Raw genomic sequence first — 26,740 nt, 5'->3', positions numbered from 1 at the left:
TATTTATAGATATTATATAATATTTTGCAATTATTATCTATACAATATTCATTTTTTTAATAATTCTTTATATACTAAATCATAGTTCAAAATATATTAATATTAATATATGATAAATGTTTATTGTATTGATTTTTTTGCGTTATTTCATAATTTTACTTAAGTATCTACCTGTATAACTTTCCTTAAAATCACATATTTCTCTTGGTGTACCTGTGAAAATCACATTACCTCCAAGATTGCCACCCTCTTGACCAAGATCAATTATATGGTCTGCTGTTTTAATCACATCCAAATTGTGCTCAATAACAATTACCGTATTTCCTGTATCAGCAATTCTCTGCAACACTTCAATCAATTTTCTGACATCTTCTGAGTGTAAACCTGTTGTCGGCTCATCCAATATATAAACTGTTTTTCCAGTTGGTCTTTTACTCAACTCAGTTGCAAGCTTAATTCTCTGAGCCTCTCCACCTGAAAGCTGTGTAGAAGGTTGCCCCAATTTTATATATGATAAGCCTACATCCATCAAGGTTTCTAGTTTTCTTTTAATAGTAGGTATATTTTCAAAAAAGCTCAATGCTTCTTCTACATTCATATCAAGAACATCAGAAATACTTTTATCCTTGTATTTTACCTGCAAGGTTTCTCTATTATATCTCTCGCCCTTGCATACCTCACATGGAACATATACATCAGGTAAGAAGAACATCTCTATCTTCAATATTCCATCACCCTTACAGGCTTCACACCTTCCACCTTTTACGTTGAAACTAAATCTTCCTTTTTTATATCCTCTCGCCTTTGCTTCATTAGTTGATGCGAAGAGATCTCTAATCATATCAAAAACACCGGTGTATGTAGCTGGATTTGACCTAGGAGTTCTCCCAATAGGACTCTGATCGATATTTATTATTTTATCAATGTTTTCAATTCCAAGTATTTCTTTATGCTTTCCTGGCCTAGACTTCGATTTATTTATCTTTTGCGCAAGACCCTTATACAATATTTCATTTACGAGTGTCGACTTACCAGATCCCGATACCCCAGTAACACTAATAAACTTACCCAATGGAAAATCAACATTGATATTCTTAAGATTATTTTCCTCTGCTCCAATTACACGAATAAAGTTACCATTACCTTCTCTTGTAGCCTCAGGAATTGGAATACCTATCTCGCCACTCAAATATTTCCCTGTAATAGAGTTTGGATTTTTTATTATCTCCTCCACCGTACCCTGTGCCACGATTTCTCCACCATGAATACCTGCCGCCGGACCTATATCCACAATATGATCTGAGGCTCTCATCGTGTCCTCATCATGCTCAACAACGATAAGTGTATTTCCTAAGTCAGTCAGCTTTCTCAATGTCGAAATCAGCTTATCATTGTCTCTTTGATGAAGCCCAATACTAGGCTCGTCCAATACGTACAAAACACCAGTTAGGGCTGAACCTATCTGAGTCGCAAGCCTTATTCTCTGCGATTCTCCTCCAGAAAGCGTGCCTGCCTTTCTCGATAGGTTGAGATATCCCAATCCGACATTGTTCAAAAAGCTCGACCTCTCTATGATCTCTTTTAGTATATCCTTTGCTATAAATGAATTTTTTTCACTCAGCTGCAAATTTTTCATAAAGTCCACCAAATCCTCAACAGACAGTTCTGTGACTTGAATAATATCCTTGCCTCCGACTGTTACTGCCAATACTTCTGGCTTTAGCCTTTTTCCCTTACATTTTGGACACGGCTTTTCCGACATAAACTCTTCGATTCTATCTCTCATTGCATCCGAGTACGTTTCTTTATATCTTCTCTCAAGATTGACGATGACACCCTCATAATAATTTTTGTATTCCTTATAGCCACCAAATTTCGACTCAAATTCAAACGACACAATCACATTTTCATCACCGTATAGCAGTTCCTGTACAAAATCTTCTGGTAAATCTTTGAACGGCGTATCAATCGAAACATTGAACTTATCGCACAGTGCCAAAATCATCTTCGTGTAATAGGTATTGTCGTTAAGTCCATTGCTCGACCAAGCTGCAATTGCTCCTTGCTTTAAACTAAGATCTTTATTCGGAACGACTAAATCGACATCTACCTCTTTACTTTCCCCAAGTCCATTACAAACCTCGCACGCACCAAATGGTGCATTAAAAGAAAACATTCTTGGAGATAGCTCTTCAATTCCCACACCGTGATCAGGGCAGGCAAACTTTGTGGAGAAAAGTGTTTCGTCTCCGTTTAAATCCTGAATCGCAACTAATCCATCAGATAATTTTACTGCTGCTTCGATGGAATCAGCCAATCTGGCCTCAATGCCACCCTTTACAACTATTCTATCGACAACCACCTCAATAGAGTGTTTCTTGTTCTTTTCAAGCTCGATATCGTCAGTAATTTCATAGTTTTCACCATCTACTCTGACTCTTACATATCCCTCTTTTTGGATAAAATCCAAAGTCTTTTTATGAGTTCCTTTTTGACCTCTAACCATTGGAGACAAAATTTGGATTCTCGATCTTTCGTCGTATGCCATAACCTTGTCCACAATCTCTTGGATCGTCATTTGACTGATTACATTTCCACATATCGGACAATGAACTTCTCCAACTCTTGCAAACAATAGTCTAAGATAGTCATATATCTCTGTAACTGTACCAACAGTCGAACGTGGATTTTTCGAAGTAGTTTTCTGATCTATTGATATTGCTGGGGAAAGTCCCTCAATATAGTCCACGCTCGGCTTATCCATTTGCCCCAAAAACTGTCTGGCATAGGAGGACAGGCTCTCAACATACCTTCTCTGCCCCTCTGCATATATCGTGTCAAATGCCAAAGAAGACTTTCCAGAACCCGAAAGCCCTGTAAACACTATAAACTTATTTCTTGGAATTACTAGGTCTACATTTTTTAAATTGTTTTCTCTAGCTCCTTTTATTGTAATAAAATCTTTCATCAATTCTCTCTTTCATTAACTATGTTCCTATTTTACAATCAAGTCTTCAAGGACTATCTTTGGAACATGATGTACTTGCTTTTCATCTCTATAATATTTGATATCATCACCTGGCTTGATATCATCAACAACAACTTCCTCAACTGGATATCCAATCGACATAACCAAAATAACCTTGTATCTTTCTTTCTCCAAGCCTAATATGTCGATAATTGGCTCTCCCTTAAAACTCTTAAAAATACAAGCCGCCATTCCCTCAGCTCTTGCACCCAATGATATTGTCTGTGAACATATTCCAACATCCTCAGCCATTGGTTTTCCATATTCTTCGTCTGTCAAGAATACAATATATCCTGTAGGTCTTTCAGATTCTATTGGACCCGGCCATTCCTTCAAATATCCAGCCCAACCCAGATTATCATATACCTTTGCATTTGTTTCATCATCACAAACCACTGCAAATCTCAACCCTTGCTTATTAATTCCACTTGGAGTGAATCTGGCAAGCTCCACTAAATCAATCATTTCTTCTCTACTTATCTTCTTTGAAGAATCATATCTTCTGCAAGTTCTATTTGATATCACCAATTCTTTAAAATTCATAGCAACCTCCATTTTTTTATATTATTTTATAATACATTAAATAATTTTATATTATACTATATTGCTTTATATTACATTATATTGTTTTATATTGCATTACATCAAATTACATTACATTACTTTAAATTACTTCAAATTCTTTTCCAAATCTATTATCTTATCTCTAAGCTGAGCCGCTTTTTCAAATTCCAAATTCTCGGCTGCCAGCATCATCTCTGATTTCAATACTATTATTAAATCTGAAATATCGGATTGATTTTTAATCTTTGAAACATCCATATTGCTGTATACTTCAACCTCTTCAGCAACCTTTGTCGCCTCTATACTATCCCTGACATCTTTTTTGATAGTCTTCGGAACAATACCATATTTTTCATTGTATGCCATCTGAATACTTCTACGTCTTTCAGTTTCATCAATTGCTCTCTTCATAGAATCCGTTATCTTGTCAGCATACATTATTACCCTACCATTCGAATTTCTCGCAGCTCTACCGATGGTCTGGATCATCGATGTTTCAGATCTCAAAAAACCTTCCTTATCAGCATCAAGAATTGCAACTAAGGATACCTCAGGAATATCAAGTCCCTCTCTAAGCAAATTTATTCCAACCAAAACATCGAATTTTCCCAACCTCAAATCTCTGATTATCTCTGTTCTCTCCAAAGTCACGATATCTGAATGAAGGTATTTTACCTTAATTCCTAACTCTAAGAGATAGTTCGTCAAATCTTCACTCATCTTCTTGGTAAGTGTCGTTATCAGAACCCTTTCCCCTCTTTCAATATTTCTATTTATCTCAACTACTAAATCGTCAATCTGATTTTCAACGGGCCTAACACTAATTAGTGGATCCAATAGTCCAGTAGGTCGTATAATCTGTTCAGCAAAAACTTCTGAATTCTGCATTTCATACGGTCCTGGTGTAGCCGTTGTAAATAGTATTTGATTTATATTTTCCTCAAATTCTTCAAAGTTCAGCGGCCTATTGTCATATGCAGATGGAAGTCTGAATCCGTTATCTATCAACGACGTCTTCCTCGATCTATCGCCTGCATACATCCCTCTAACCTGTGGAATTGTAACATGAGATTCATCTACTATGATTAAAAAATCATCTGGGAAAAAGTCCATCAAGGTATATGGTTTCTCGCCAACTGCTCTTCCAGTAATATGTCTCGAGTAATTCTCTATTCCTTGACAGAATCCAATTTCTCTAAGCATCTCGATATCATAATTTGTTCTCTGCTCAATTCTCTGTGCCTCTAGTAGCTTATCATTGTCCTTGAAGAATTTAATCCTTTCTTCCAATTCAATTTCTATCGACTTTATAGCCGTTTCAATTCTCTCAGGAGTCGTTACATAATGGGATGCGGGAAAAATAACAACATGGTGTCTTTCACCAGATACCTTATTTGTCAAATAGTCAATTTCCGTAATTCTATCTATTTCGTCTCCAAAGAACTCAATTCTAATGGCTCTCTCGTCATTTCCAGCCGGAAAAATCTCCAACACATCTCCTCTGACCCTAAACGTACCTCTGACAAAATTCACATCATTTCTCTCATACTGTATTTCAACAAGCCTCTTGATTATATCATCTCTATCTCTTATCATACCTGGTCTGAGTGATAACATCAGTTCTTTATAGTCCTTTGGATCCCCCAAACCGTAAATACAAGAAACAGATGAAATGATTATTGTGTCTCTTCTCTCCAATATTGATGCAGTGGCTGAATGCCTCAGCTTATCTATTTCATCGTTGATACTTGCATCTTTTTCTATATATGTATCACTGTGAGCGACATATGCCTCCGGTTGATAATAGTCGTAATATGAAACGAAGTATTCTACTGCATTGTTTGGAAAAAACTCCTTAAATTCGCTGTACAGCTGTGCTGCAAGAGTTTTGTTGTGAGCCAGCACCAATGTTGGTTTATTAACTTTTTGAATTATATTTGCCATTGTAAAAGTTTTACCCGAACCGGTAACACCAATCAAAGTCTGAAATTTCTCGCCGTTTTTAATCGACTCTGAAATTTTTCCAATAGCTTCAGGTTGATCGCCGGTCGGCTTAAAATCAGAAACAAGATTAAACTCCATTTTTCCTCCTATCCACATCAAAATATATTCGACATATACTAATCCTTTTTAAAATAATCGATAAACTTCGACACTATTCCTATTTTCTCTACAGAATCTATTACGAAATAGTATTCCTTACCCCAATCAGATTTTATATATAAATATTTATCCATTTCCTTGTCAACCAAATCAATTTCTTTTATATCTTCATTAGGTATGTTTAGTTTTGTTATTTTCTTAGGCTTAACACCATGCAAACTGCTCTTGCTATATTCTGCATAAAAAGTTTTTTCAGTAAGAATCAAAGTATATAAATCAGGAACCATACCTGATGTCCTATTTTGCCCCAACAGACAATTTGCAACCATATTCGTCCCTTGACTTTTTAAATCCAGCTTTCTTTTTGTCTCCAAACTGGCGATAACTTTTTCATCATTATAAAACTCTAACATATAAATTCCTCCTTTGAAGCTTTTAGAATTGCTACCACATAACTATATTATAATTTCTTATTAATATTCTATCATATATTTTAAATATTGTATTTAGTTTTTATATAAGGTAGAATATATAGTAATCAGTGTAAGGAAACACTGAAAATAAAGTGGAACACATTCTAGAAATATTTGAGTTTTGTATTTTGTAAAGGAAGAAATAATGATTAAAAAAATTGATAAAAACATCTATAAATTAGTGATATTTATTGGAGTTATACTGGCAATCGTAATGAAGCTTGATAGTATCACAAAGCTATTATCTAAAGTATTGTCCGTATTCAGTCCTGTGATATTAGGCATAATACTCGCTTTTATTATAAGTATACTTGTTGACTTTTTAGAAAAAAAGGTACTTACCGATAGAAAAATAAAAATTAAACCACAAATTAAAAGAGGTCTAAGCATATTATTGGCACTTTTATTGATAATTCTATTTGCAATTTTAGTTTCGAGATTGATAGTACCTCAACTAAAAAACTCAATTGTAATATTTTCTAAATCATTTCCTGATTTCGTAAATACAATAAAGAAGAGCTTGGAAAGTAATTTCAGCGAATTCACATCAGTAAGCAAGGAATTATCCAAATTAAATCTTGATGCAAAGGATATAGTTCAAAAACTACTAAAAATAATCACATCATGGACTGGTGGTTTTGTATGGTTTTTGGGATCTATTTTCAACATTGCTACCAATCTCGTAATGGGCACAATTATTGCCCTATACATAGTTTCCAGCAAGGAAAAATTAAAAGGTCAATTTGATAAATTATTCAAGAAGGTTTTACCAATGTCCATAATAGACAAAGCTTACTATGTCCTTGACATAGCAAATGATACTTTCAGAGCATTCATAATAGGCCAATTTACAGAGGCAATAATACTTGGTACTCTTTGTACTGTAGGACTGGTTGTTCTTGGATTCCCATATCCTACAATGATCGGTTCAGTTGTAGGATTAACTTCATTACTTCCAATCGTTGGTGCATATATTGGAGGTGCTTTTGGATTTGTTATGATGCTGACAGTAAATCCTGTAAGAGCAGCTTTCTTTATACTGTTCTTAATAGTACTTCAACAGATTGAAGGAAATGTGATTTATCCTAAGGTTGTTGGGAATTCAGTGGGATTACCAGGACTTTGGGTAATGGTCGCAATTGTCGTTGGTGGTGGCCTTTTAGGAATAAACGGAATACTATTTGGACTACCTTTGGCAGCCACTGCTTATAAAATTTTAAAAAATTATGTAAATAAATAGTCTATGTAAATAAATGATATAAACAAACTATGTAAATAGATGACACAAACAAGCCATGTAAATAAATGATGCTTAAAATACAAATGTCTTTATGCTTACTAAAAAACAAACACCATAGGATAATCTCACTTTCCTATGGTGTTTGTTAGTGAGCTACAAGATAGCCCCCTAGTTATAAATTAATTTTTTTGATTTTCGAATTGATTTTGTTTTTTGTTGTTTTAAAATAATTTTTATCTTTTTGTATTACAATATTTTGTGTTCTTAACACTATTTTTTTTTATATTTTCTATATAATTAATCTCAAGATTTTTGCCATATACTATTGTTGTTCCTTACTTGATTGCACTTTGACATTTTTTGTCATCTACTATGCACATTTCTAAACAATATACCTGTAAAAATCTGCTATTAATCGCATGTAATTTTTCTTATTTAAAACCTAATTTACTTGTACTCTGCCATCAACTTTTCAAATACTGCAAGTGATTTTTCACACTTTTCAGTTTCAACACAATATGATAATCTCATATGTGCTTTTGATCCAAATCCTGTTCCTGGAACAACTAGCATATCATAAGCTTTTGCCTTTTCAGAGAATTTTTCTGAATCACCATCTGGAGCTTCTATGAATAGATAGAATGCACCTGCTGGCTTAGCAACTCTATATCCTAGTTTAGTAAGACCATCATACAATAAATCTCTGTTCTTTTTATAAACTGTCAAGTCAGGATCAACATCTACACATCTTTCAATTACCATCTGTAATAATGTTGGAGCACAAACGTATCCCAATACTCTCGCAGCACCAGCAACGGCTGCCATAACCATTTTATCTTCCACCTTGTTTGGAACAAGAACATATCCAATACGTTCACCTGGAAGTGACAAAGATTTTGACCATGAATAACAAACTACTGTGTTGTCATACATGTTTGGTATAAATGGAACTTCTAGACCATCTATCAATACTAATTCTCTATATGGTTCGTCAGTGATTAGGTAGATAGGATGTCCGTATTCCTTAGATTTTTCAACTAGCAATGCACAAAGCTGTTCAACCTCTTCCTTAGTGTATATAACGCCTGATGGGTTATTAGGTGAGTTTACTATAATAGCCTTTGTATTTGGAGTTAGTGCTTCTCTAATTCCTTCAACATTCAACTGCATATCATCTTTACAAGGAACTAAAACTTGCTTTGCTCCGTGACCTTCTATCCATACTGTATATTCAGGGAAGAAAGGTGCTAATACCATTATTTCATCATCATTTGAAGCTATTAAAGCCTTGAAAACGATGTTTAGTGAAGCAGCTGCACCACAAGTCATCAACAGATTATCTTTTGTGTAATCTGTTCCAAATCTCTTGTTTAAATTATTTGCAATTGCAGTTCTACAAGCATCGTGTCCAGCACCTGAACTATAGCTGTGATAAACTTTTGGTTCATTATTTTTAATTATGTCTACTATTGCATCCTGAACTTCCTTCGGAGCTGGAACACTTGGATTACCCAAACTGAAATCCAATACATTTTCAGCACCAACTACTGCAGATCTGGCTGCACCAAAAGCAGCTAATTCTCTGATAACAGACTTAGCTGTACCCAATTTAATCATGTCTTGTGAAACCATTTTTACTACCTCCCATACCGTAAAACGTTTTTTTATGACGCCCTAACGATCCCCATTCTAGGGATGGGGACGTTAAGTCGTTATCACTTTTATTTACTACCTAAAAAGGTAATCATTTCCATATTGTATATATTTATTTCCTTTGTAATCTCAAATTGTAGCCTCAAATCTCTTATAAAACACAATCTGCCCATTACAAATATTATTCAATTTATTTATATCTAATATTTTATCGAATTGCCTTATAATATTATTCTAGTGGATCGTTTATTGTTTTTCCAACTTTTCCAACCATACTTATCAATGTTAGAACTACTGAGCATACCACTGCTGGTAATAACCATTCAAAACCAAACTGTCCTAGTGGAAGTGCTCTTAAAGAATCCGCAGCACCTTGTAACATTGTGCCTCCTCTCATTACTGAAGCAAGGTTGATACTTTCAACTAATGCAACAGCAAATGCACCTATAACAGCACCTGTGTAAGTCCAGTTGTACTTAATCTTTTCATCAAATATAGACATGATGATAAGCACTATGTAAACAGGATATATTGCTGATAATATTGGAACAGCTATCGCTATCAATCCACTAACACCTATCAATGATAATGCCAATGCTATAGCAACACAAACATACACAACATTCTTATACTTTAGTTTACCATTTGAAATTGTTTCAAAATAGTTACCACAAGTAGATGAAAAACCTGAAGATGTAGTTAAACAAGCTAATGCAACAGCAACACCCATAAATACCTTACCAACATTACCAAGCATCAATTCAACCATTCCTATTAGGATTGCAGTTCTTTCGCTATCAGCATTAAAGTGACCACCTACAGTCGCACCTGCATAAGTCAATCCACCATAAACAAGGGCCAATAGTATGAAAGAAACTATACCAATTTGAACACTCGCTTTAAACTGAACTTCTTTATCCGTATATCCACGTCTAATCAAATCTGTTATAACAATACCTGCCATCAATGGAGATCCCAATGCATCCATAGTCTGGTATCCTTCAGAGAAACCTCTTGTAAACAATCCAGTTGCTTCTGTAGTTACCTTTGCATCTGGAGGATTAACTATTGCTATAATTACTATCAAAGTAAGTATTACAATCAATGCAGGAGTAAGATATTTACCTATAACATCTATAACCTTACCAGGATTCAAAGTTATATATAGTGTGATTGCAAAGAATATTATACAAGTTACCCAGTTAGGAACACTTGGGAACAATGGAGCTACAAATATTTCATGTGTTGTTGCCCCAGTTCTAGGAACCGCAAAGAAAGGTCCTATTGTCAAAATTGCTATCGTACCAATAAACTTAGAAAACTTTGGACTAACTCTTTTTCCTAGATCATCAGCTCTACCACCCAACTTGGCAGTTACAATAACACCAAGGATTGGAAGAACAGGATCTGAAAGCAAGAAAGCAAACATAGCAACATACCATCTATCCCCAGCTACTATACCAAGATATGGAGGGAATATTAGGTTACCTGCACCAAAGAAAATTGCAAATAATGCAAAACCACAAATGATTACGTCTTTTCTCTTAATTTCCATACTAATTCACCTTTTTCTTTAAAATATTCAGCTTGAAGCTGTGTGATTTTACAGACCATTAACTACATTGTTTGGTCTTTCGCCGTTCATTACCTTAACCATGTCAGAATAAGACCATTCAGACATTCTAATAAAAGCATCATCAGTTGTTCCAGCTATATGAGGAGTTATAGAAAGTCTAGCCTTACCAGCGTCAGTTAGGTTGAATAATGGATGATCTGCTGTTGGTGGTTCAGGAGCGATAACGTCAAGTCCTGCAAAAATTCTGCCATTGTTTAGTGCTTCAGCCAAATCTTCGTTATTTACGATTTCACCTCTTGCTACATTAATAATAATTGCATCCTTCTTCATCATTTCTATAGTTTCTTTGCGTACCATATCTCTTGTAGAATCAAGAACAGGAACATGGTATGAAATGATGTCACAATGTTTAAGAATTTCTTCATATGTACAGAATGTCAAATCGTTTTCCAATTCATATTCTTCTGTAGCTCTAAAAACATCATAGTACATTATTTTGCATCCAAAAGCCCTTAGCATTCTAACTGCAGCCTTACCAATTGCGCCCAAACCAACAAGTCCAATAACTCTTGAACCTAATTCATTTTGACCTTTTACCTGGTATTCTCTGAAACTTTCATTAAATCCATCAACACCTCTAGCTTTGATTTTAGCATCTGCCTCAGGCATTCTTCTCAAGCAACTGATCATATGCCCCACAGCAAGTTCTGCAACTGGAGCAGCATTTACAGCTCTGTTGTTACAAACATAGATACCTTTTTCTTTGGCAGCCTCCAAATCAATCTTATCAAAACCAACTCCTAATGAATGAATTAATTTGCAGTTGTCAAGTTGTTCGATAACTTCTCTTCTGAAATAGTCAACTGGTCCACAGAAAACTATATCAGCATCTTTACACTGCTCAACTAGTTCTTCATCAGAGCAAGGATAGTTGATGTATTTGAAATCCCAGCCTGCTGGTTTCTCAACACCAAATCTTTCAATAATGTTCTTATTGCATGTAACTCTAACCTTTACCATTTTTCCTTCCTCCTTAGATATACTTGTTATTTAATTAACTCTTTTTTTTAAAAAAATAGTAGAGAATAATTTTTTAAATTATCAGTCAATTAATTTTCAAACCGAGTCTCATAAATAACTATTAAAATACTATAATTCCTTAAAATGTAGTTATATATCTAGGAGTATCAACAGTCATCCTAGATATATTATACTACATTATTTCAGTCTTTTCTATGAATTATTAAAATAAAATGAATGTTTTTATTAATTTAAACAATTCAATAATAAATTAATACAAACTATACTTTTTGTTGAGATATTACTGTATTAATAAGTCAACAAACGGTAATTAATTCATATTATATATCTTTTTTTGACTCGTTTATTGCTTTAACCTTTTCAATAACAAGCGGTATTATCTTATGAACGTCACCAACTATTCCAAGATCTGCCACACCAAATATCGGAGCATGAGTATCTTTGTTGATCGCAATGATAAATTCAGAATCTTCCATACCAGCTAAGTGCTGAATAGCTCCTGATATACCACAAGCCATATACAAGTCAGGTCTAACTGTCTTACCAGTCTGTCCTACCTGTCTTTCTCTTCCTATCCAACCTGCATCAACGTTTGCTCTTGAAGAAGTAACCAATCCTCCCAACTCATCAGCAAGCTCTTTTAGCACGTCAAAATATTCTGCACTACCAATACCTCTACCACCAGATACCAATACCTTTGATTCAGTTATATCAACTTTTGCGTGAGTAGATTTTACAACCTCTCTTATCGTAATATTCATATCCTCTGGTGCAAAATCAACTTTGAATTCTTCAACTTCACCAGTTCTTGAAGAATCCTTTGGTAAAGCTTGCATAACTCCAGGTCTAACTGTTGCCATCTGTGGCTTATGCTCTTTACAAATGATGGTAGCCATTATGTTACCACCAAATGCCGGTCTAGTCATCAATAACAATTTAGTTTCTGGATCTATTTCTAGCTTTGTACAGTCAGCAGTAAGACCAGTATGTACTCTTGCTGAAACTCTTGGAGCCAAATCTCTACCGATTGAAGTAGCTCCATAAAGAACTATCTCAGGATTTTTTGCTTCAATTATTGCATTTAATGCCTTTGTATATGGTTCAGTTGCATATACTCCCAACATTGGATCTTCAACGTATATCACTTTTTCAGCTCCATGTTGAATTAATGTATCTGCTAACCCCTTAACTTTATCTCCTAGTAATACTGCAACTACTTTCTGTTCTAAATCTGCAGCTAGCTTTGTTGCAATACCAATTAGCTCGATGCCTACTTTTTGTACGACACCGTCTACCTGTTCAACTACTACATATATATCTCTGTTCATTAGGTAATCTTCCTTTCAATTATTCTATATTAATTTCTAAAATTCACAGTAATTTATATAAAGAACTTTTCTTGAAGTTTTGCAACTATTGCATCAGCAGCTTCTTCTGGAGTAAGTCCTTCCATTTTTATACCCTGGCCTTTAGCTTGCTTAGTGAATGATCTCTTAACGTTTGTAGGAGAACCTTTTAAACCTATGTTAGATATATCCAACTTATCTTCTATATCCTTTAATCCCCAAACCTTGATATCTTTCTTGTAAGCATTGAATATTCCACCTATAGACATATATCTAGGAGTTATTTCTTCACTTAATGTTGTAATTAGGCAAGGAGGCTTGATTTCGATTATATGATATCTGTCTTCAAACTGTCTCTTAACTATAAACTTACCATCTTCTACACGTAATTCTTCACAGTAAGAAATCTGAGGTATCTGAAGATGTTCAGCTATCTGTGGTCCAACCTGTGCAGTATCACCATCTATTGCCTGTCTACCTGCTATGATTATGTCATAATCAAGTTTTCTCAAAGCCCCAGCTATTGTTGAAGAAGTAGCCCATGTATCAGCTCCACCGAATGCTCTATCAGAAATTAGTATTCCATCGTCACAACCCATTGCCAAAGCTTCTCTTAGTGCAACTTCTGCCTGAGGTGGTCCCATTGACACAACTGTCAATGTACTTCCCGGAACTGATTCTTTTATCTGAAGTGCCAATTCTATACCAGCCTTGTCATCAGGGTTTATGATACTTGGCACACCATCACGGATAAGTGTATTTTTAACAGGGTCAAGTTTTACCTCTGTTGTATCTGGTACTTGCTTAATGCAAACTACAATTTTCATCTATTTTTACCTCCCCTTATTTCAATACGCTTGATGCTATAACCATCTTCTGAACTTCTGAAGTTCCTTCATATAATGAAGTTACTCTTATATCTCTATACATTCTTTCAACTGGATATTCTCTTATGTATCCATATCCACCATGTATCTGTAGAGCCCTGTCTATTATCCACTTAGCTTCTTCTGTAGCAAATAATTTTGCCATTGAAGCTTCCTTGTCTGCTGGTAATCCTTGATCCATCTTGAAAGCTGCATCGTAAACCAAATGACGCATTGCATTTAGTTTAGTTTCCATTTCAGCCAATACAAACTGAGTATTCTGGAACTTAGAAAGTGGTTTACCAAACTGATGTCTTGCCTTTGCATATTTAACAGCTTCATCCATTGCACCCTGTGCCAATCCTAGAGCCTGGCAAGCTATACCAAGTCTACCAACACTTAGAGTTTTCATTGCATTTATGAAACCTTTTCCTTCTTTTCCTAGCATATCAGATGCTGGAACTCTAACATTTTCAAGTACTACGTCACTTGTTGGGCAACCTATCATACCCATTTTATGCTCAGCTTTACCAAAAGACACACCTTCTGCCTTAGAATCTACAACGAATGTAGATATTCCTTTTGCACCTTCGTCGCTTGTCTTAGCAAATACGATTATATAGTCAGATACTGGAGCTCCTGTAATGAATGTTTTTCTTCCGTTTAAGATATAGTCATCTCCATCCTTAACTGCTGTAGTTAAGATAGAGGCTGCATCAGAACCAGCGCCTGGTTCAGTAAGACCGAAACAGAATAATTTTTCACCAGTTACCATTGGTCTAAGATATTTTTCTTTTTGTTCTTCTGTACCATCTCTCAATATTGGAGTTGATTGTAGTGAGTTCGGTGATGAAATCCAAATAGTAGATACACCAGATGCTTTTGATAATTCTTCCATTACTATCGCATACGATACGTGATCTCCACCAGATCCACCATATTCCTGTGGTATTTTAATTCCTAAAAACCCAGCGTCAGCCATTTTTTTGTAAATTTCCATCGGGAATTCACTTGTTTCGTCAACTTCTTCAGCAGTTGGCTTAATTTCTTTTTCAGCGAATTCTCTTGCTAGCTGACGAACTAACTCATGTTCTTTCTTGAAAATCATAGATTGCCTCCTTAAAATTATCTTTAATTAAATCATATCTGCAAATGTCTGCAATGCAGTATTTGCTTGTTCAAAGTTAGTCATTTGTTGATCCACTTCAACTAAGATGTGCATTATACCCTCTTGATTAAGTTCTTTTCTAATAATTGGATAATCAAATTCATCTGAATCACTGAATTTTGTCAACAAGTATACAACTCCATCTGCACCATGTTTTCTTACCTTATCAATTATTATTTTTCCTCTTAGCTTTTCTGGATCATACAATAATGTACTACCTTCTATATCTGAAATCCATTTAGCCAAAGCTCTTACTGGATTATCAGTACCTTCATCAACTAAATAATCAAACTGTCCAGATTCTTGATTAATATTGTCATCAACTATCGCTAGCTTATGAGTTTCAAATATCTTTAAAATCTCTGGGCTGTTTGCCAATAGGCCTGTTGTAACAACTTTCTTCCCATCAAATTTTTCTTCAGGCATATTCTTTAGTTCTTCGTTTAATGCGCCTACTATTTCCAAATGTTCGGCTTTGTCCATAAAGAATGCACTAGACATAACTCTAGATCTTAGAGCTGGAGTTATAGTATTTAGATGCTTTGAAGCAAGCTCATTGAACTCCTGTAATGCTTTTCTGTGGTTATTGTACAGAACTATAGCTTCTTCTACCTTAGAGCTTTCAATTTTTGATCCTGATATTTCTTCTAGCTGTGCTATCAATTTTATATATTGCTTTTCATTATAGTCTAGACCAGCTTTTATTTTTCTGTTCTGTCCATATCCAATATATAGTGCAGGAACATTCTTTATAGCTTTTTTCCAGTTTTGACTTAACCCCTTTAAACCATCACTTAAACCAGGGATTATCATACCAGATAGTTTATCAAGCTTACCTTCAAGACCCAAGTCCAAAAGTCTTAGAATTGGTGCGGCATAAAAAGCAGGGAAATATTCCTTTGATAGAGTAACTTCGCCCTCTGCTCCCCAAATTCCCATTGGTATCATGCCTAAAGCATATACCAACTCTTCTGGTGTATAAACGGGCGCACAACCTATCACTTTTTTTCCACCTTCAACATATTTGTCTATTTGCTCAAATGGACATACATCAAGTTTTTCCAACAATAATTCTATATTACTCATTAGTCTGCCTCCTTCATTTTAGCCGCTTTATTAGCTTCCATTACTTCTATTAGACCTTGAACTCTTGTGTCATACTGTGCTTCAGAGAAGTTTCTAGGGTCCGCTTGGTCACCATCAAATGTCGCTGTAGGAATACCAGTTCTCTCTCTTATCTCTCTTTCCATTTCGTACATTATACCACTCCACTGCTTGCAGCTTCTGTTAATATGAATCAACATACCATCAATGTTGTTTTCTTTTATAACTTTAAGTCTCATATCCAAAGCTCTTTCATATGAAATGGCATTTGGAGTTCCACAATATGCTTGCATTAATTCATTAGTATTATTGTAAATATATCCAAAGGCATCTGCGTAAACTGTTCCACAAACGTTTACCCCACTACCTTGAAGTTCTTTATATGTATGTCTTAGGTGAGGCCAGCAAGCTATACCTTCAAATAGGATTCTGTATTTTTCTTCTCCCTTAAAAGTAGATTTACCAGTCTTAACATTTTCTTCAAACTCTTCAATTAGCTTTTCAAATGCTATGGCTGATTCTTCCTTACCTCTTGCGCAAACTGCTACTGCCATGTGATTAAACACATCAAATCCACTGAATGGAGATGGAGTGTACTTGGCATAACCAGTTGCTGCCAACCATGCTCTACCAGTTCTCTGAGATGTTTCCATAACTTTTTCAAATTTCTTTTCATCCCATTTCTTGCCTGATAACTCTTCCAATTGTTTTATAGCGTGATCGAATTGTCCTTTTAGATATTCGACCCTATCTTCTCCTGCTTCGTAGTCGTTATTGTAAGGAACATCTATTAATATCAACGGAATATTGCGTTCCTTAGCAATATTTTCATACCATTTGATCATACAGTTACAAATATTGTTACAACATGCCACGAAATCTGGCTGAGGCATATTCAATTCTGGAGCATCCTGAACATCTAGATATGCCAAACTTATTCTCGCATAAGCACATATATCATTTGAATATCCTTCATTTTCAGCGACTTCACACATTCTTTGACCTCCACCTTTCGCAGAGATTGCCGCCGCCTGATTTTCTGGATAAACAACCTTGATGTCCATCGTTTCAAATATTTCCTGTGGGAAATTGGATGCACACCATCCTACTACCTCACCGTTATTCTTGGCTTCCCAAGCATCCTTATAATGCTTTGCTACTATTTCACCTAACAATACTTTTGCCGGTTTTTCTTCCACAACTACTGTATTACTCATGATAAGCTCCTTTCTAACCCTTCAGATATTCGTCATAAGCATATAACGCCGCCCCAATGGCACCAGCCATTTGAGAGTCGTCAGATATTTTAATTTCAGTTTCCAATTCCTCGCTCAACGCTCTAACTATACCAGCATTTTTAGTAACTCCACCTGTCATTGCTACTGGCTCTGAAAGACCACCTCTTTTGGCAAGCCCTGCCACTCTCGTAGCAACAGATGCATGAATTCCATTTACTATATTTGGAATCGGAATTTTTTTAGCCATACATGAAATAACCTCTGATTCAGCGAAAACTGTACAAGTTGAACTTATAGGAGTCTTTTCTGTAGCTTGAGTGTCAAGCTCTCCCAAATCAGTCAGCTTAACGTCAAGAACTCCAGCCATAACTTCTAAAAATCTTCCAGTACCTGCTGCACACTTGTCATTCATCAAGAAATTCGTAAGCTGACCTCTTTCATTAAGCTTTAGTACCTTTATATCTTGTCCACCGATGTCTATTATTGTTCTAACATCGCCGAAAATAAAAACTCCACCTCTTGCATGACAGCTCAACTCACTCATTGTTTTCTTTGCACCTTCGTAACTGTTTCTACCATATCCGGTAGAAACAATCACGTCAATGTCTTCAAATGCTAAATTTATGTTGTTTGTAACTTCTTCTATTACTCTTTCGGCACCCTTCGTACCAGCACCAAGGTTTACTACACCTTTACTAACTACTTCTTTTCCATTTTTGAGTATCACACATTTAGATGATGTTGATCCTATGTCAATACCCATTGTATATATATCACTCATCTTTTTATCCTCATATTTATATCAATTCACAAACATAATAAATAGTCAGATAGCAATACTCAACTATCTACATTTTCTAACTAAATATTACTATAATTCAATATTCAAGCCTATCCAATAACAGACCTGACTTTATTATTTTTCTTTATCTTCCCAGATATACAATGTACCTGATTCTATCATTGCCTTTATTTCGTCATCTGAGTATCCGATTTCTTTAAGAACTTCTGCACCATGTTCACCTATGAATGGTCCTCTGTTGTATGGAGTAGGTCCCATTTCATGATACTTAACAGGTTGCTTAACCAATACTCTTTCACCTTTTGGATATTTCATCTTGTAGAAGCAATCATTTGCCCAAGCCTGCTTATCTTCAAGAATTTCTTCCCAAGACTGTGCTTTTGAGAACGGGATATCAGCATCTACTAATACTTTTGCCCATTCATCATAATTTCTTTCACCAAATCTAGCCATTATTCTATCGTAAATTGTAACACCTAATCCATTTTCAGCTAACTTCTGAACAGGATACAAGTTTTCATCAGCAGCCATTTCTTCCAATCCTAAAGCTGTAGTGAATCTCTTAAAATAAGTATTGTAGTCTGGCATACAAGTCTGAACAAATCTTTCATCCTTTGTCTTCCATGCTGCATTTAGTGGGTTGTTAGCTTCTCTAATGTTTATTGGATACTTAACACCATAATCAGGATATTGAGCTGCCTGAACCATCATACCCATATTGAATATAGCACTTTCAAACAAACTAGTCTCAACCTTTTCACCTTCACCAGTTAATTTTGCATGATATAATGCAGCAAGAATACCAGCCGCCAAGTTGATACCAACATTATGATCACCTATACCAGGAACCATGTTCATAGGCACATCAGTTTTTTGTCTTAGTGATTCAAGATAACCTGCTCTTGCAAAGAATGCAGTAAAGTCAAACCCTGGAAGGTCCTTATCAGGTCCATATTCACCATATCCTGTACATATACCGTAAACTAGGCTTGGAAATCTTTCTTTTAGTGTTTCATAATCCAAACCAGCTCTCTGTAAAGCCTGAACTCTCCAGTTAGTTATCATTACATCAGCACCTTCTAAAAGTTTGAAAAATGCCTCTTTACCTGCAGGATCTTTCATGTTAATTGAAATACATCTCTTGTTTGCATTTTCCAATTCCCATGTTGTATTTTCATACATATCCAGAGGTCTACCTTCTGTAGGGGCAGTATATCTCAATGGATCTCCCTTTGAACTTTCAACCTTTATTACATCAGCTCCTAAATCTGCTAGGAATCTTCCAGTAGTTGCCGCCGCAATAAAATTTGCCAACTCAATTACTTTTACACCCTCTAATGGTCTTTTTCTTGTGCTCATTACAATACCTCCTAAAAATATTACATTTTCATTAAAATATTACAATTTATTATTTATTATCAAAATGACTCAAAGCCGTTTATCTGCTTCTTGTCAAGACAATCATACTAATTCGGCCTCTTCAACCAATTTTTTTAGCTCTCGCTCGTCAGTTTTTCCCGTTTGATTCTTTGGGAAACTGTCGATAAACAAATAGTATCTTGGTATTTTGTATTTACTTAAATTTTCACAGAGGTATTTCTTTATCTTTTCCACCAATGCATCATCTTTTTTTCCCTCGATACAAGCGACTATTTCCTCTTGAAGAACCTCCGATTTTTTACCAACTACTCTTACGTTTATTCCATTTTTTACTTCCTTTATTACTTTTTCTATTTCAGTAGGAGAAATATTTTCTCCACCTCTTATTATCAAATTCTTTCTTCTTCCAACTATGTACAAATATCCATTTCCGTCGATATAGCCCAAATCACCAGTTTTCAACCAACCATCCTTTTGCACCGCATCACAGACAATAGGCTCAGTTGTAAGGTATCCCTTTGTTATGTTGTATCCTTTTACGAATATTTCTCCAACTTCACCATTTGCACATTCTTTATTGGATTTTAAATCTACTATTCTTATTTCCACATTATCGATCACCTTTCCAGAAGATGACGCCTTCAGCTCAAGTGAATCATTATAGCCCGTAATTGACACACAAGGCGACGCCTCAGTCAATCCGTAAGACGTTTGTAGATTTATTCCATCTAATTTTTCACAAATATCGTAATAATCCTTCTCATAAATTGGAGAACCTGCTATTATACCACTTTTTAGACTACTCAAATCAAATTCTTTCATCATTGGATTGTTAATTAAAGCAAGGTACATGCTTGGGACTCCATTTAAAATTGTACATTTATCATTCTGTATAACTCTACATACATTTGTTGTCTTATATTTTTTCAGCAGCGATATTGTCATACCTCCCAAAATGCTACATAAAAGACTTACATTTACTCCAAAACAATGGAACAATGGAACAGACAGACACATAATATCATCTTCGCCCCATCTCATCTGACCTACTATCTCTCTGGCATTGTTTACCAGCGAGTAATGTGATAACATTACCCCCTTAGAATCATTAGTAGTTCCAGAAGTAAACAATATACAAGCAATATCCTGGCAATCATTTTCCAGGGTTGTCATCTTACTCATCATGGTATCATGGTTCAAGGATACATTTCGCTCAAAAAAGGAAATCCATTCTCCAAATGTTCTTTCAATATTAAAGGTTTTAATATTTCTTGTATCTGTATTTTTTCTCAACTGGCTTACAACTGATGAAATATTATCTTCATCTCCACCAATGCCAGTGTACAAGATATATTTGATGTCGGCTATTTTTATACACTTCACCAATTCCTTCTCTTTGTAGCAAGAATTTATCAAAACTGCCGTTGCTCCCAGCTTCTGTATGGCGATAAAAGAAATAATCCAACTTGGTGTATTATATCCATAAATCCCTACTTTATCATTTTTCCTTATCCCCTGCTCAAGCAAAGCATACGACAACTTTTCAGTAATATCATCAACATTTTTCCATGAGTATACATCATTTTTCGTCTTGATAAATACCTTTTCCGGAGTTTTCTCTGCCCTTTCGACAAAACATTCTTTAATTGTTTTTTCTACTAATTTCATAAATCTTCCTCCAAAACATTAAGCCTACAAGCTCACTAATGTTTTCTAACCATATTTCCGTAAGCTTCATTTTCACTCACAGAAAATGATACCTCTACTACTCTTAAAACAGAATGTTTTAAACAATGCCTCAATATAAATACTCACCCTCGAATTATATCTCTTTAATTTGCCTACTAACCAATTTTACTTTCAATTATAAATTTGGTTTTCTAGACTACTTGTATACAAGAATCATCCCACGACCCATCGCATTTTTAACACATATATCTAGCAAACAAATCCTTAATTGTAAAAAAATGCCAACTTGATAATGCACTTATTTTTGTTAAATAAAAAATAACAAAGTTTGTTAAACGCATTCGCAAAAGACTTTCTCATCTTTTGCAAATCGGAATCGCTAATTCTTTTTAAAGAAATGACTATATGTCGCACTCGCACTTACCACATCTGTAACTGTATCTATATGTTCAGACATACATGCCAAAGCACTCTTTGTGTCAGATTTTTTTATACAATCCAAAATCTTACTGTGTTCATCAATAAGCTTTGATAAATTATGCCCAGATTTTACATAGACATTTCTCCACCTATTAATATGAAGTAGATGTTCCTTTAATAAATCTAAAATATCATCATTTTGAACACTCAACATAATATATTCGTGAAACTGCTCGTCAAGAACCTTAAATTCAGTAATATATTCATCATACCCATAAAACTTCTTTTGGCTATCTATATTAGCCTCCATTTTTTTTATTATTTCAGACTTATCATCCTTTTTCATGAATCTATAAAGAACTTCCTTTTCTATAGATATCCTAATTAGCAAGGCAGTTTTTATATAGTTCAAATCTATCAATGTTACATATGTCCCTCTCTGAGGATACACATCCAAAAATCCATTTTGAACCAATCTAGCAATGGAATTTCGCACTACAGACCTTGAAACACCAAATTCCTCAGCTATTATATTCTCACTGATTTTACAACCAGGCTGAAGCTCCAAGCTTATTATTCTATCCAATAGTTCATTATATATCATTTCCGACGACGCAAGTTTTTCCATATAATCAACTCCATTTATCATCCTTTAACACTAGTATACCAGTAAAATATTTTTTTATCAATAGTGAAAATGTTTTTTTGTGTTTTTTTAATGAAAAAATGAAAAGAATTTAAAAAGATATGCAATTTTTGATAATAATCTAATTTAAGTTTGTGTTTTTTTTATTTATACAAAGAAACACAAGTACAAAAAATTCTACTTGTGTTTCTTCGCAATTTTTTAATATTTTATATGTTTAAAAATGCCCTGTATCCTTTGAAGGTCATATAAGCATCAGCTTTTGAAACTAGTTCTATTGGAGAATGCATTGACAGCATTGCTGTTCCACAATCCAGTATTTCCACACCATGTTCGGCAAGAATATACGCTATCGTACCTCCGCCACCCATATCTGTTTTTCCCATGACTGCTGTTTGCCAAAGCACTCCATTTTTATTAAATACATCTCTTACCTCAGCCAAAAATTCTGCATTTGCGTCACTAGCCATAAATTTGCCACCAGCACCAGTGTATTTATTAATTGTAATACCATAACCTAGTATGGCAGCGTTTTTATCATCTGAAACCTCTCTGAAATCTGGATCAAGTGCCGCAGTTACATCTGCAGAAAGTGCCTTAGACTTCGAAAATGCTCTTCTAACCAACAAATCTGAATAATCATCACGCATTGAATTAATTATTTCTGCAACTACATTTTCAAAGAATTTTGCTGACATTGACGTATTTCCCACTGAGCCAATTTCTTCCTTATCAACAAACAGTCCGACTATTGTTCTATCCGTATTTTTGACATCAAATATAGCCTCCAGACACGCATATGCACATACACTGTCATCATGCCCATAAGAGGCAATTAGACTTTTATCAAAGCCTACATCTCTCGCCTTCCCAGCTGGAACAGCATGAAATTCTGCAACTGCAAAATCTTCTTCAACAATAGAGTATTTTTCATTCAAATACTTCAATATCAATGTCTTTATTGGGTTCTTCTCATCGTCAGCTCCAAATGATGAATGCCCAACAACAATGTTTAACTGCTCTGCACTTATAAACTCCGATGCCGGTTTTTTAACCTGTTCTCTTGAAAAATGTGCCAAAAGATCATTTATATAAAATACTGGTTCACTCTCGTCTTCTCCAATATTCAAACTCACTTCTCTTCCTGATTTTGTTTTAACGTAACCATGTAGTGCAAGAGGAGTTGTAAGCCAAGGATATTTTTTTATGCCTCCATAATAGTGAGTCTTTAAATATGCTAATTCTGAATCTTGATAAAGAGGATTCTGTTTTATATCAAGTCTTGGGCTATCAATATGTGATCCAAGAATTGTCATCCCCTCTGTCAGGTCATCACCTATTACGAATAATACCACTGATTTATTTTTTTCATTATGGTAAATTTTATCTCCTTTTTTTACGCCATTTTCCAATGCTTCAGAAAGCGAAATAAATCCATTCTTTTTCGCCTGCTCTACAATGAAATCGACACTTTCTCTTTCATTTTTGGCAGCATTCAAGAAATTTTTATATCTCTCCCCATATGCCATTATTTCTCTATACCCGTTGTCATCAACGGATTTCCAAACTGATTTTCTATCTAGCTCTAAGCTCATAATTACCTCCCTATTTTACAGTAAATCCATTCTCTTTTTTATACCATTTTCAAAAAGAGAATGGATTTGTGAGTCTTGTGTATTTTAATTCGTTTATCGACTATATAAATAGATTCAGATTACCTTCCTCTGCTTCTGATAAATAACTTGCTACACCTGCAATTTCAACACCATCAACCAATTCCTCAGCCTTTATTCCCATGATATCCATACTCATTGAGCAAGCGACAAATTTCACACCCATCTTTTGCGCCCTCGACATCATAAAGCCTAAATCATCGACGTTTTTGTTTTTCATCACTAGCTTGATTAGCTTTGTGCCAATGCCACCCATATTCATTTTTGAAATTTTCAGCTTATCTACACCTTTTGGCATCATCATTCCGAACATTTTTTCGATTCCGTTTTTCTCAACTCTCGAGCTACTTTTTCTCAATATATTAAGCCCCCAGAATGTAAAAAACATCGTCACTTCCTTACCCATTGATGCTGCCCCAGTTGCAATGATAAATGACGCAATCGCTTTATCTAAATCTCCACTAAACACAACCATTGTTGCTTTTTTCTTGTCTTGTGGATTTATAAGCATGGAATTTGTCGAATTTATCAAGCATTCTTTTTTGATATCAGTTTTCTCATTTTTTTCAATTTGAGCTTTTATTACTCCAGATTCACTTGTCAACCCTATGAGATTGTACCCCATCCTTGCACACCAAGATGAAATATCTTTCGAAAATCCGACATCGGTTGCCATTACCTCTACTATATCACCGTAATTTGCCTTATCTAATTCTTCAAAAACTCTGGCAATAGGACCTGGACACTGCAGCCCTCTAGCATCAACAAAGATTCTCTTCGTATTTTCACTATCGTTATTGACATCTGCTCTTAAATCTTTACAGTCATTCAACTCCATAGCATCTATTTTATCGCTTAACTTTTCTTTTTTTTTAATACATCTGAATTGTCGGTGCAAGCTATACCTGATAAAGTAGGTGTATTCTCAGTCTTATCTTCTTCAACACCGAATTTCAATTGTCTATATGATTTATATCCACCATCTACATTCACTGCATTTATACCATTATTTTTCAGTATTCTAACTGCCAGATATCCTCTCAAACCAACTTGACAATTGATGTAAATATCTTTATCTTTTGGTATCTCATCCAATCTGTCTCTCAACTCGTCAAGAGGGATGTTTACAGCACCAGGCATTGAACCAGCCATAAATTCACCCACTGTTCTGACATCTATCAAATATCCGCCTTTTCCAACTATATCATCTATTTCCATAACTGATACCGTTTCAATTCCATCCAAGATATTCGATGCCACATAACCAGCCATATTAACCGGGTCTTTTGCTGAAGAAAATGGTGGAGCATATGATAGCTCTAGCTCTTGAAGATCTCTTACTGTCATTTTTGCAGCGATTGCAGTCGCAATTACATCTATTCTTTTTTCAACACCTACCTCACCAATTGCTTGTGCACCCAAAACTCGTCCAGAAGGAATTTCAAAAATCAATTTCAAATCAAGTGGTCTGGCAGTTGGATAATATCCTGCATTTGAAAGTGGATGGATATGAATAGATTTGAAATCATTTTTACCCATATTTTTAAGCTTCTTTTCATTATACCCAGTAGATGAAACTGTCAAATCAAATACCTTTGCAACCGAAGTTCCTAAAACTCCCTTATATTTACTATCTATTCCATTAATTCTATCTGCAACAATTCTTGCCTGTCTATTTGCCGGTGACGCAAGAGCAATACTAGATGCTTCTCCATAAATCAAGCCTTGAGTTTCTATCGCATCTCCAACCGCATAAATATGTGGTTTGGAAGTTTCAAAGTTTTCGTTTACTCTTATGTGACCTCTATCACCTAACTCAAGCCCTGCTGATTTTGCAAGCTCATTTTCTGGTCTTATCCCAATAGATAAAATAGTAATGTCAGAATTTATTTTCCTACCACTCTTTAATTTAACAACTCTTCCATTTTCATCAAATGAGTCTACCCCATCTCCCAAAATCAAGTCCACACCTTTTTCAACCATGTGCTTATGTACGATTTGAGCCATTTCAAAATCAATTGGAGCCATCACTTGATTAAGCATTTCAACTAAATGAACCCTAACACCTCTTTCAGCAAGGTTTTCTGCCATTTCAATACCTATAAATCCACCACCTACAACGACAGCTTCCTTTGGATTTTTTGTGTCGACAAAGCTCTTTATGGCATCAGTATCTGGTATATTTCTCAAAGTAAAAATATTATCGGCATCAGCAATACCTGTTATCGGTGGTTTGATTGGACTCGCACCAGGAGATAAAATCAATTCATCATATTTTTCCACATATGTCTCACCAGTGCTCAGATTGTTCACTGTTACTTCCATTTTTTCAGCATCTATGGATACAACTTCACTAAAGTTTCTAATGTCCAGATTAAATCTCTTTTTCATTCCTTCAACAGTCTGTACCAAAAGTGCATCTCTGTTTTCAATTACATTTCCAATATAGTATGGCAAACCACAGTTTGCAAAAGATATATATTCGCCTCTTTCGAACATTATTATCTGAGACTTTTCATCAAGTCTCCTCAAACGTGCTGCAGCAGTAGCACCACCAGCCACACCGCCGACAATAAGTATTTTTTTCATAAAACCTTACCTCCTCAAATAGTTTTTTTATCTTTCAAATATTTTTATACTGTTTTGAAGTTTTTACACTGTTTTGAAGCTTTTATGCTTCTTTAAATATTCTATGCTGATTTAAAGCAAACAGTTTTCTTATCACTATGC

The 26,740-nt window shown here is 35.0% G+C and carries 20 protein-coding genes; 1 reads left to right on the top strand and 19 read right to left on the bottom strand.

Annotated elements, in window-relative coordinates; genetic code table 11:
* Positions 1 to 142: 142 nt before the first annotated feature.
* The 4 genes from uvrA to FYJ71_RS00955 all read right to left on the bottom strand — a co-directional run bounded on the left by uvrA (position 143) and on the right by FYJ71_RS00955 (position 6,108).
* On the bottom strand, positions 143 to 2,968 hold the full coding sequence (gene uvrA, locus FYJ71_RS00970; RefSeq protein ID WP_154536985.1) for an excinuclease ABC subunit UvrA: 2,826 nt from the start codon (positions 2,966 to 2,968) through the stop codon (positions 143 to 145).
* Between the two features lie 27 nt (positions 2,969 to 2,995).
* Positions 2,996 to 3,571, bottom strand: a complete 576-nt coding sequence (locus FYJ71_RS00965) for a nitroreductase family protein (protein ID WP_195836869.1) — start codon at positions 3,569 to 3,571, stop codon at positions 2,996 to 2,998.
* A gap of 126 nt (positions 3,572 to 3,697) precedes the next feature.
* Positions 3,698 to 5,674: an excinuclease ABC subunit UvrB gene (uvrB, locus tag FYJ71_RS00960; RefSeq protein ID WP_154536983.1), complete on the bottom strand. Its 1,977-nt coding sequence runs from the start codon at positions 5,672 to 5,674 to the stop codon at positions 3,698 to 3,700.
* Between the two features lie 38 nt (positions 5,675 to 5,712).
* Positions 5,713 to 6,108, bottom strand: a complete 396-nt coding sequence (locus FYJ71_RS00955; RefSeq protein WP_154536982.1) for a hypothetical protein — start codon at positions 6,106 to 6,108, stop codon at positions 5,713 to 5,715.
* A 205-nt stretch (positions 6,109 to 6,313) separates the two neighbouring features.
* On the opposite strand from FYJ71_RS00955, the gene FYJ71_RS00950 reads away from it, so the two are divergent.
* Entirely contained in the window at positions 6,314 to 7,408 is a 1,095-nt protein-coding gene (locus FYJ71_RS00950; protein WP_154536981.1) for an AI-2E family transporter, read from the top strand.
* A gap of 447 nt (positions 7,409 to 7,855) precedes the next feature.
* On the opposite strand, the gene FYJ71_RS00945 is transcribed toward FYJ71_RS00950, so the two are convergent.
* From FYJ71_RS00945 to FYJ71_RS00875, 15 genes are all read right to left on the bottom strand, one after another.
* Complete coding sequence (locus tag FYJ71_RS00945) at positions 7,856 to 9,040, bottom strand: pyridoxal phosphate-dependent aminotransferase (protein WP_154536980.1); 1,185 nt, start codon at positions 9,038 to 9,040, stop codon at positions 7,856 to 7,858.
* Between the two features lie 250 nt (positions 9,041 to 9,290).
* A complete protein-coding gene (brnQ, locus tag FYJ71_RS00940; protein WP_154536979.1) occupies positions 9,291 to 10,616 on the bottom strand; it encodes a branched-chain amino acid transport system II carrier protein in 1,326 nt (441 codons plus the stop codon).
* Positions 10,617 to 10,664: 48 nt separating this feature from the next.
* Positions 10,665 to 11,657, bottom strand: a complete 993-nt coding sequence (locus tag FYJ71_RS00935; RefSeq protein WP_154536978.1) for a 2-hydroxyacid dehydrogenase — start codon at positions 11,655 to 11,657, stop codon at positions 10,665 to 10,667.
* 341 nt (positions 11,658 to 11,998) lie between these two features.
* The gene (locus tag FYJ71_RS00930; protein ID WP_154536977.1) at positions 11,999 to 13,006 is read right to left on the bottom strand and encodes an electron transfer flavoprotein subunit alpha/FixB family protein; all 1,008 of its coding nucleotides are present in this window, start codon (positions 13,004 to 13,006) and stop codon (positions 11,999 to 12,001) included.
* Between the two features lie 53 nt (positions 13,007 to 13,059).
* Positions 13,060 to 13,851, bottom strand: a complete 792-nt coding sequence (locus tag FYJ71_RS00925) for an electron transfer flavoprotein subunit beta/FixA family protein (RefSeq protein ID WP_154536976.1) — start codon at positions 13,849 to 13,851, stop codon at positions 13,060 to 13,062.
* A gap of 16 nt (positions 13,852 to 13,867) precedes the next feature.
* Complete coding sequence (locus tag FYJ71_RS00920) at positions 13,868 to 14,998, bottom strand: acyl-CoA dehydrogenase family protein (protein WP_154536975.1); 1,131 nt, start codon at positions 14,996 to 14,998, stop codon at positions 13,868 to 13,870.
* 27 nt (positions 14,999 to 15,025) lie between these two features.
* Positions 15,026 to 16,144, bottom strand: a complete 1,119-nt coding sequence (locus FYJ71_RS00915; protein ID WP_154536974.1) for a 2-hydroxyacyl-CoA dehydratase subunit D — start codon at positions 16,142 to 16,144, stop codon at positions 15,026 to 15,028.
* Positions 16,144 to 17,379, bottom strand: a complete 1,236-nt coding sequence (locus FYJ71_RS00910; RefSeq protein ID WP_154536973.1) for a 2-hydroxyacyl-CoA dehydratase subunit D — start codon at positions 17,377 to 17,379, stop codon at positions 16,144 to 16,146. The genes FYJ71_RS00915 and FYJ71_RS00910 overlap by 1 nt, the downstream gene beginning before the upstream one ends.
* Before the next feature lie 13 nt (positions 17,380 to 17,392).
* Entirely contained in the window at positions 17,393 to 18,181 is a 789-nt protein-coding gene (locus tag FYJ71_RS00905; protein WP_154536972.1) for an acyl-CoA dehydratase activase, read from the bottom strand.
* Between the two features lie 135 nt (positions 18,182 to 18,316).
* Entirely contained in the window at positions 18,317 to 19,561 is a 1,245-nt protein-coding gene (locus tag FYJ71_RS00900; RefSeq protein WP_154536971.1) for a CaiB/BaiF CoA transferase family protein, read from the bottom strand.
* 102 nt (positions 19,562 to 19,663) lie between these two features.
* Positions 19,664 to 21,250, bottom strand: a complete 1,587-nt coding sequence (locus FYJ71_RS00895) for a class I adenylate-forming enzyme family protein (RefSeq protein WP_154536970.1) — start codon at positions 21,248 to 21,250, stop codon at positions 19,664 to 19,666.
* Positions 21,251 to 21,650: 400 nt separating this feature from the next.
* A complete protein-coding gene (locus FYJ71_RS00890) occupies positions 21,651 to 22,319 on the bottom strand; it encodes a GntR family transcriptional regulator (RefSeq protein WP_154536969.1) in 669 nt (222 codons plus the stop codon).
* A gap of 227 nt (positions 22,320 to 22,546) precedes the next feature.
* Positions 22,547 to 23,932 carry an aminopeptidase gene (locus FYJ71_RS00885; protein WP_154536968.1) on the bottom strand — a complete coding sequence of 462 codons (1,386 nt, stop codon included), beginning with the start codon at positions 23,930 to 23,932 and terminating at the stop codon, positions 22,547 to 22,549.
* 100 nt (positions 23,933 to 24,032) lie between these two features.
* On the bottom strand, positions 24,033 to 24,848 hold the full coding sequence (locus FYJ71_RS10075; RefSeq protein WP_154536967.1) for a DsrE/DsrF/DrsH-like family protein: 816 nt from the start codon (positions 24,846 to 24,848) through the stop codon (positions 24,033 to 24,035).
* 17 nt (positions 24,849 to 24,865) lie between these two features.
* A complete protein-coding gene (locus FYJ71_RS00875) occupies positions 24,866 to 26,599 on the bottom strand; it encodes a CoA-disulfide reductase (RefSeq protein ID WP_154536966.1) in 1,734 nt (577 codons plus the stop codon).
* Positions 26,600 to 26,740: the final 141 nt, after the last annotated feature.

The sequence above is a fragment of the Peptostreptococcus porci genome, from assembly GCF_009695815.1.
Classification (GTDB): Bacteria; Bacillota; Clostridia; order Peptostreptococcales; family Peptostreptococcaceae; genus Peptostreptococcus; species Peptostreptococcus porci.
This window is presented reverse-complemented; position numbering and strand designations above follow the sequence as displayed.

Excerpts from the sequence above, each read along its gene's own strand:
- uvrA (WP_154536985.1), bottom strand. The coding sequence starts at position 2,968 with ATGAAAGATTTTATTACAATAAAAGGAGCTAGAGAAAACAATTTAAAA.
- FYJ71_RS00965 (WP_195836869.1), bottom strand. The coding sequence starts at position 3,571 with ATGAATTTTAAAGAATTGGTGATATCAAATAGAACTTGCAGAAGATAT.
- uvrB (WP_154536983.1), bottom strand. The coding sequence starts at position 5,674 with ATGGAGTTTAATCTTGTTTCTGATTTTAAGCCGACCGGCGATCAACCT.
- FYJ71_RS00955 (WP_154536982.1), bottom strand. The coding sequence starts at position 6,108 with ATGTTAGAGTTTTATAATGATGAAAAAGTTATCGCCAGTTTGGAGACA.
- FYJ71_RS00950 (WP_154536981.1), top strand. The coding sequence starts at position 6,314 with ATGATTAAAAAAATTGATAAAAACATCTATAAATTAGTGATATTTATT.
- FYJ71_RS00945 (WP_154536980.1), bottom strand. The coding sequence starts at position 9,040 with ATGGTTTCACAAGACATGATTAAATTGGGTACAGCTAAGTCTGTTATC.
- brnQ (WP_154536979.1), bottom strand. The coding sequence starts at position 10,616 with ATGGAAATTAAGAGAAAAGACGTAATCATTTGTGGTTTTGCATTATTT.
- FYJ71_RS00935 (WP_154536978.1), bottom strand. The coding sequence starts at position 11,657 with ATGGTAAAGGTTAGAGTTACATGCAATAAGAACATTATTGAAAGATTT.
- FYJ71_RS00930 (WP_154536977.1), bottom strand. The coding sequence starts at position 13,006 with ATGAACAGAGATATATATGTAGTAGTTGAACAGGTAGACGGTGTCGTA.
- FYJ71_RS00925 (WP_154536976.1), bottom strand. The coding sequence starts at position 13,851 with ATGAAAATTGTAGTTTGCATTAAGCAAGTACCAGATACAACAGAGGTA.
- FYJ71_RS00920 (WP_154536975.1), bottom strand. The coding sequence starts at position 14,998 with ATGATTTTCAAGAAAGAACATGAGTTAGTTCGTCAGCTAGCAAGAGAA.
- FYJ71_RS00915 (WP_154536974.1), bottom strand. The coding sequence starts at position 16,144 with ATGAGTAATATAGAATTATTGTTGGAAAAACTTGATGTATGTCCATTT.
- FYJ71_RS00910 (WP_154536973.1), bottom strand. The coding sequence starts at position 17,379 with ATGAGTAATACAGTAGTTGTGGAAGAAAAACCGGCAAAAGTATTGTTA.
- FYJ71_RS00905 (WP_154536972.1), bottom strand. The coding sequence starts at position 18,181 with ATGAGTGATATATATACAATGGGTATTGACATAGGATCAACATCATCT.
- FYJ71_RS00900 (WP_154536971.1), bottom strand. The coding sequence starts at position 19,561 with ATGAGCACAAGAAAAAGACCATTAGAGGGTGTAAAAGTAATTGAGTTG.
- FYJ71_RS00895 (WP_154536970.1), bottom strand. The coding sequence starts at position 21,250 with ATGAAATTAGTAGAAAAAACAATTAAAGAATGTTTTGTCGAAAGGGCA.
- FYJ71_RS00890 (WP_154536969.1), bottom strand. The coding sequence starts at position 22,319 with ATGGAAAAACTTGCGTCGTCGGAAATGATATATAATGAACTATTGGAT.
- FYJ71_RS00885 (WP_154536968.1), bottom strand. The coding sequence starts at position 23,932 with ATGAGCTTAGAGCTAGATAGAAAATCAGTTTGGAAATCCGTTGATGAC.
- FYJ71_RS10075 (WP_154536967.1), bottom strand. The coding sequence starts at position 24,848 with ATGGAGTTGAATGACTGTAAAGATTTAAGAGCAGATGTCAATAACGAT.
- FYJ71_RS00875 (WP_154536966.1), bottom strand. The coding sequence starts at position 26,599 with ATGAAAAAAATACTTATTGTCGGCGGTGTGGCTGGTGGTGCTACTGCT.